8 protein-coding genes and 2 tRNA genes are annotated in these 6,632 nt (G+C 58.9%); 7 read left to right on the forward strand and 3 right to left on the reverse strand.

Translation table 11 applies throughout. From position 1 onward, the window contains the following. The first annotated feature begins 2 nt into the window (after positions 1–2). Together HCU66_RS26410 and HCU66_RS26415 are read left to right on the forward strand one after the other, a co-directional pair. Positions 3–78: transfer RNA gene (locus tag HCU66_RS26410), tRNA-Val, on the forward strand. A 19-nt stretch (positions 79–97) separates the two neighbouring features. Continuing rightward, positions 98–174, forward strand: a tRNA-Asp gene (locus tag HCU66_RS26415). Between the two features lie 144 nt (positions 175–318). On the opposite strand, the gene HCU66_RS26420 is transcribed toward HCU66_RS26415, so the two are convergent. Beyond that, entirely contained in the window at positions 319–1,455 is a 1,137-nt protein-coding gene (locus tag HCU66_RS26420; protein WP_205891317.1) for a catalase family protein, read from the reverse strand. A gap of 3 nt (positions 1,456–1,458) precedes the next feature. Further along, on the reverse strand, positions 1,459–3,291 hold the full coding sequence (locus HCU66_RS26425; RefSeq protein WP_205891318.1) for a di-heme-cytochrome C peroxidase: 1,833 nt from the start codon (positions 3,289–3,291) through the stop codon (positions 1,459–1,461). 269 nt (positions 3,292–3,560) lie between these two features. Here HCU66_RS26425 and HCU66_RS26430 point away from each other — a divergent pair, with 269 nt between their 5' ends. From HCU66_RS26430 to HCU66_RS26450, 5 genes are all read left to right on the forward strand, one after another. Beyond that, positions 3,561–4,274 carry a BamJ family beta-barrel-assembly machinery protein gene (locus HCU66_RS26430; RefSeq protein WP_205891319.1) on the forward strand — a complete coding sequence of 238 codons (714 nt, stop codon included), beginning with the start codon at positions 3,561–3,563 and terminating at the stop codon, positions 4,272–4,274. A 294-nt stretch (positions 4,275–4,568) separates the two neighbouring features. Next, positions 4,569–5,024 carry a YkvA family protein gene (locus tag HCU66_RS26435; RefSeq protein ID WP_205891320.1) on the forward strand — a complete coding sequence of 152 codons (456 nt, stop codon included), beginning with the start codon at positions 4,569–4,571 and terminating at the stop codon, positions 5,022–5,024. A gap of 112 nt (positions 5,025–5,136) precedes the next feature. After that, on the forward strand, positions 5,137–5,478 hold the full coding sequence (locus HCU66_RS26440) for a helix-turn-helix domain-containing protein (RefSeq protein WP_205891321.1): 342 nt from the start codon (positions 5,137–5,139) through the stop codon (positions 5,476–5,478). Further along, positions 5,475–5,852, forward strand: a complete 378-nt coding sequence (locus HCU66_RS26445; RefSeq protein ID WP_205891322.1) for a hypothetical protein — start codon at positions 5,475–5,477, stop codon at positions 5,850–5,852. Before HCU66_RS26440 ends, HCU66_RS26445 begins: the two co-directional genes overlap by 4 nt. Continuing rightward, complete coding sequence (locus HCU66_RS26450) at positions 5,853–6,278, forward strand: SEL1-like repeat protein (RefSeq protein ID WP_205891323.1); 426 nt, start codon at positions 5,853–5,855, stop codon at positions 6,276–6,278. Between the two features lie 147 nt (positions 6,279–6,425). Here the strand turns inward: HCU66_RS26450 and HCU66_RS26455 are convergent. Beyond that, the coding region (locus tag HCU66_RS26455) for an EamA family transporter (protein WP_205891324.1) at positions 6,426–6,632 on the reverse strand (207 nt) is incomplete at its 5' end.

Genomic DNA, 6,632 nt, shown 5'->3' on the forward strand with positions numbered 1-6,632 from the left:
AAGGGTGATTAGCTCAGCTGGGAGAGCGTCTGCCTTACAAGCAGAATGTCGGCGGTTCGATCCCGTCATCACCCACCACTTACTTTCAACGCTACGCGCAGCGGTAGTTCAGTCGGTTAGAATACCGGCCTGTCACGCCGGGGGTCGCGGGTTCGAGTCCCGTCCGCTGCGCCATATTCGGTATCTGGAACACTGAACGCCAGATCACCACGGAAAGCCCGCTTAATGCGGGCTTTTTGCTGTCCGGGATTTGGCTTTGTGCTGACCCTCCGTTGAAAAAGCGACCTGCACGGGTCGCTTTTTTCGTTTCTACCTTGCTTATTTTTCGGCATTGCGGCTGTGTCGGTAGTCGCTCACGGCTTCGTACACCGCTTTACGCAACCGGTTGATCCCACCAATCGGCCGGTGGGCTTCAAGGCCGAACCATGGGTTGAACGACAGGTTGTCGCACTGCAGGTTCTGCGCCGGAGTGTCGAAATCCTGGGCAGGCAGCTTGATTCGGGCCACGGTTTCGAAGGGCGCGTCGCGTTCACGCCACTCGATGCTGGTGTCTTCGATCGGCATGTACTGGTCCGGATCCTGACGCTGGATCTGCAAAGCGAAACAGGCCGGCACCCGATCAGTCGACAACTGCTGGTTCAACGCACTGCGCAGAAAATTCGGCAGGTTTTGATTTTGCGTGGGCAACGTGTAGGCCGGGCAGTTATCAGGATCCGGGATCACCCGGAATTTGGCGTTGGCTTCACCAAACTTGTACGGCGAAACCGAAAAGTAGGTGGTCTGGGTCGGGCTCGCCGGGGCAGGGGAGAGTGTCGCCAGCGCAATAAACAGATGGCGAACCTGCCAGGTGCGCGGGTCCCAACCCGGGAAGAATGCCATCACCTTTTTGCCGTCTGCCTGAGCGGCCACATTCTGACGATATTCGGCGACATCGCTGACGAAGAAATTCGGATGGTTGAACATCACGAAATCCTGTTCGCTGCGCCCTTGCCGGTCACTCAGCAACTGTTTGCCAGGCACATCGAACAACTTGATCGCCATGCCCCGGGCATCACGGATACTGTCGAACTGCGGATACGCATTGCCATTGGACAGTCGCACCGTCGCTTGCCAGGTTCTGCCGGGTTCGCTGAACACGCCTTGACGCAACGCCGTCGCCAGATCCGGCAGCACCTGAACCTCGGCTTTCACACAGCCATGGGCCTTGGCATGGGCATCGCGCAGGTAGCGGGTGCTTTCGCGGTGTTGATCGACGATCCGTACGGCCGTCTGGATGATGTCCCGGGTCATCGCCGCTTCGCCGTCCGGAATCAGTTCTTCAGCCGATACCGGACCGCGGTGCTGCCAGGTGGACCATGCCGTGGCCAGTGCCCAGCCGAGCAACCCCAGACCCAACAACCACAGCAGGGTTTTGCCGAGGAAGGCACCCAGGCGCAGCCAGAGAGTGATCAGCATGGGTCAATCCTTTTGGCTGATGAGGTGGTCTGGCAATTGCGACTCCAGCGGGCCGCCCAACACTTTCAGGTATTCCAGCAGCGCCCAGCGCTCCTGCGGTTGCAGCAGGCGACCGATCACGCCGTTGCCGCGCTCGCCTGCGCGGAATTCGTGGCCGCTGTTGTGGTTGCCGGTGATGCGCGTGTCGAACACAAATCCATTGGTGAAGGCTTCGGTGCGATAGCCCAGGTGTTTGGGGTCGTATTCGAAGGTGCCCTTGTAGAATGTCGTTGCGCGTTCAGCCTGGGGCGAGAGCAGTTGATAAATGCTCGGCACCGAACCGTTGTGCAGAAACGGCGGTGTGGCCCAGACACCCGCCAATGGTCGGGCTTTATAGCTGCGCAATTCCTGGACACCGATAGGCAGGCCGAAACCGTCCAGGTTCGGGCGCTCCGCGGGTGTCACATTGGCTGCACGGTAAGCCTGGTTCCCCACGAAAGCAGTGACGTAGGCCAGCCCCTTGGCCACTGACAACTGGCTCAAATCCAATGGCTCCGTTGGTTTGGGATGCAGTTGTACGTCCAGTTGCGCCAGTTCTGCCGGATCCCACTGCAAGGCTGTCAGATCGAATCGATGGTCGGCGATATTGTTGGCGGCGCCAGGGTCGGTGCCAATGAACTCCACGGGCAGTAATTTCAGATGTTGCACCGGTCTGCCGTCGCTTTGGGTGACACGGGGTACGTGGCATCCGGCGCAGTTTTCAGCGAATAGAGCGCGGCCTTTTACGGCCAGGGGCTTGTCGATAGTGCCTAGCAGGGCTTCTGGCCAGGCGGGTGGCTTGAGTCGTTGCAGGGTTTGCTCGATCCGGTGCAAATCACGGACCCGGACGCTGGACGGGTAGCGTTCGTCGCCCTTGAGGGGCTGCCCGTTGCTGTCGAAGAAATTCAGCGTAGCGCCCACGCCCAAGGCCTCGCCGATATTGCGCGCCATCGGTTGCTGCGCCGAACCGTTCCACTGGACCCAGTCGAAGGTCCACATATCCCACAATTGCGGGTAGTCCACCGGCGCGTTGGCCACGCGGTAGTTGGCGGGAGAAATGGCGTCGCCAAAGCTGGCATTGGCAATGCGCCCGAAGGCGTCGGTGCGGCCAGGGCCTTCTTCGGTGGGGTAGAGCCCGCGATGGGTATCGTTCCAGGCCACTTTCAAGAAGGTATCGAGTGAAACTTTAAAATCCTGACGTAGCTGTTGATGCCGTGCGTCGTAGTCCTGACCCAAAACATTGCGCGCGAAACGTTCGAATTTCCACGGGTTGTAATAAGTCGAGGCGAGGCTGGCCACCAGTGCTTGGCCGAAGCTGCCGCCGCGCAGGGTCGGGACGCTGGACGGCAACACATGCTGGGCCGAGCCGCCGTCGATGCGCACGGCCTGGCCATTGAAGCGCAATTCGCCGGTGTGGCAGGCGGCGCAGGTGATGTCCAGAAACTCTTCCTGGCTGCCAGGGTTTTGATGACGGGCAAAACCGACGGGCAGGTTACCAGGATTGGTCGGCGTGGCTTTCTGGCTTGGGTCGATCAGAAAACCAAAGCGCGCGAGGTATTCGGGAGCGGCGAATCGTTTTTGCGAGAAGGGCAGTTCGAGGGCGTTGAACCAGTCATAGCGCAAGCCTTTGACCTGTGTGCCTTGAGGCGTGAAGTAATAGGCCTGGCGGTCTGCGGCGTTCCATTGCTCCAGGTAATGCACCTGTTGCGCCGGTGACCAGGCCGGCAATTTTGGGTTGGCGACATAGTACAGCACCACGGCGAGGCCCAGCCCCAACAGTACTGCGATTAGCGTTAGCAAGCGGAATATAAGGCGCAAGATAAACATCCTTGTCAATTTGTAGCTCTCTTATGCCTCAGCTGATGAAGTGCAGCAAGAGGCCATTACGCCAGACGCTGTGGGATCCGGTATCCAAGTCTGTGGGAGCCAGATGACAGAAGCTTCATTCGTCTAACCCCCAAATGCGTTTAAACACCTGAACTTATCGGAAATTTCCTGCTCTCATGCCGGTAGCCATTGGTCGTGGCCGCCTGATAAGCTCGCGGCTTTACTCGATTGCCCTTTAGGCGCATGAACAAGGAAATAGCATGAAACAGCATCGGTTGGCGGCGGCGGTGGCCCTGGTAGGCCTGGTACTGGCGGGCTGTGATTCGCAGACCAGCGTAGAGCTGAAAACCCCGGCGCAAAAAGCTTCCTATGGCATTGGCCTGAACATGGGCAAAAGTCTGGCTCAGGAAGGCATGGATGACCTGGATTCCAAAGCCGTAGCCCAAGGCATCGAAGATGCCATCGGCAAGAAAGAGCAGAAACTGAAGGATGAGGAACTGGTTGAAGCCTTCGCAGCACTGCAGAAGCGTGCCGAAGAGCGTTTGGCCAAGATGAGCGAAGAGTCGGCAGCCGCCGGCAAGAAATTCCTCGAAGAGAATGGCAAGAAAGCCGGTGTCGTCACCACGGCTTCCGGCCTGCAATACGAAGTGGTCCAGAAGGCTGATGGCGCACAACCAAAGCCGACCGACGTGGTGACTGTTCACTACACCGGTAAACTGACCAACGGCACCGTTTTCGACAGTTCCGTCGAGCGCGGCAGCCCGATCGATCTGCCGGTCGGCGGTGTGATTCCGGGGTGGGTCGAAGGCCTGCAACTGATGCACGTTGGCGAGAAGTACAAACTGTACATCCCTAGCGAGCTGGCTTACGGCGCCCAAAGCCCAAGCCCGGCGATTCCAGCCAACTCGGTGCTGGTATTCGACCTGGAGCTGCTGGGCATCAAGGATCCAGCCAAACAAGACGCCGCCAAGTAATCCGCGTCTGCTCTGAAAACAACGCCTCGCTTATGCGGGGCGTTGTTGCATCTGGCGTTCGGTGAAGGTAAACACAACGAACGGATACGGTACGCTGGAGTCATAGCCAGTGAGGCCGCCCGAGTTAGACGGGCCGGGGCGCCAAGTCAATGAAAACTTGGGTTTTTTTATGTGAGTAAAAAACGCCCGATCTAAGTCAGGCCCATATGAAACGGGGCTTACAGCGGTGAAATGCAGCTCTGTTCACAAGGTTATCCACAATTTGTGTGGATAACATTTCAGTGGGAGAAAATGATGAAAATGCCCTGGAGTTTTGCTCGTTTCCTGCCACTGGCCGGACGCCTGCTCGCCCGTGGTCGTTTGCCGACTCTGCTGTTCGCCGTGGCCAGCAAAGGTGCCAGCCAGGGCAATCGTCTGGGCAAGCTCAAGGACGATCTGCGCTTGTTGCAGGCACTGTGTCTGGCCTACTGGCGTGGCGAGTACCGGGCCATCAGCCCCAAAGCACTGATCTCGGTGGTGGCGGGGCTGATGTATTTCCTGAGCCCGGTGGATGCGATTCCGGATTTTATCCCGATGTTCGGCATGCTCGACGACATTGCCGTGCTGGCCTGGTTGATGAAAGTCCTCGATGACGAACTCAATGCCTTCCGCGCCTGGCGCAAGCGTCAGGCGCCGGAAAAACTCGCGGTGGTCGAACGCCTGCCCGATACCCCGGAACAACTGCAACTTCAGGGCCCGAAAAAAAACTGAACCGATTCAGGAGCATCCATATTCATACCCCCCGCGACCTTGGCCGCTGTTAGGATTACACTTCTAAGGAAAAGTGCCGACTCGCTACGTGTCGTTGTCCTACGGGGTAGTCATGGATATTCAGATAATTACACGCGAAGGCGAACCAGAATATGCGGTTCTGCCATGGGCTCAGTATCAGGCTCTATTGAAAGCAGCAGGCATCAAGCAACAACCATCACGCGACACCACAGAGCGTCCCGTGGCGGCACCAGACCCGATTCTTCCAGGTCTGGATCAACTACGCAGTTTGCGCGAAGGGAAGGGCATCGCCATTGAGGCGCTTGCCCGCACGGTAGGCATCAGCCCGTCATATCTCGCCTTGATCGAAAGCGGTGAGCGTCAACCCGACGCTGCTATTCGCCGCAGCCTCGCCTGGGAATTGACGGTGCCGGGATGGAGGGATGAATCGTGAGCGTACGCATCAGTCGTCAACATTGGGACGGATTGCTGGGGGAACTGGATCAGGCGCGTCGTCAGCGCCATCTTTTGACTTATCGGGCATTGCTGGAGCGATTGCAGCTACCCACGCCCGCCATGCAAACCCTGACCGCCGCCCTTGAGCACCTGGCCGCGCTGGATGCCAGGGCCGAGCAGCCGCTGCGCAGCTCGCTGGTGATCAGCCAAGGCGCGAGCCGCTTGCCGCGCACCGGGTTCTTCGAATGTGTCGAACGCCTCGGGCGCTTCTCCGGACCGTCCGACGGCGTGGCTGCCGCGTCTTGGCACGCCTCGGAAGTGGTGCGGGTGTTCGAATACGAGTACCCCGAGCCCGAGTCGGCGGAAGCCTGAGTGTTTCTGCGACTCAAGGCGCGGGCCGGTTACTGGCTGGCCCGCCGGTTGTTCCACTGGTCGTGGTTTGTGCGCCAGCCGCGAGGTTGGCGCTGGCTCGAAGGCCAGTTCGCGCGCATGGCGAACCTGGGGGACGTCGGCGCCCAAAGCTTCTACGGCCACATCCTGACCTTTCGCGGCGTCGGACTTGGGGCTCGCGAGGAAGGCCTGCGATTACTGCGCCTGGCGGCGTTGGCGGGGGATGGCAAGGCGGCGTATCAGGTGGGCGTGATCTGCCTTGCGGGGACACCGAGCAAGGCGCCGGATCCGGTGGAAGCGGCGCGGTTTTGGCGTATTGCCTTGAAGGCCGGGCATCCGTTGGCTGAGATCAAGTTGAAAGGGTTGGCGAGCGGCGATACTGAGCAGAGATTTGATGTCCTTCGATGAGCAAGCGTTGTGGGGGGGACTAACGATGGTCAATTACAAATTTTATGGCGAGCTGCTTTCGGCCAGAAGCAATGGGATGGATACGGTCACTCGCTCAAAACACTTAAAAACCACTGATTGCTAAAGCAATCAGGATCCGAAAATAGCTCACTCGGTCGAAGGGACGGATGCTTTGCTGCCCAAGCGGATCAGTTCATTGGAAAAACACAGGCCGACGATGATCAGTGCCGCCCCCGCGAACAGGCTTTCGCGCGGTACTTCATTGAGCGCCACAAACGCCAGCAACGCGGCGAACAGCGGCTCGGTCAGTTCCAGCGCCTGAACTTGGGATGGCTTGAGATATTCGATGGCCTT

The organism is Pseudomonas frederiksbergensis (assembly GCF_017114915.1).
Classification (GTDB): Bacteria; Pseudomonadota; Gammaproteobacteria; order Pseudomonadales; family Pseudomonadaceae; genus Aquipseudomonas; species Aquipseudomonas frederiksbergensis_I.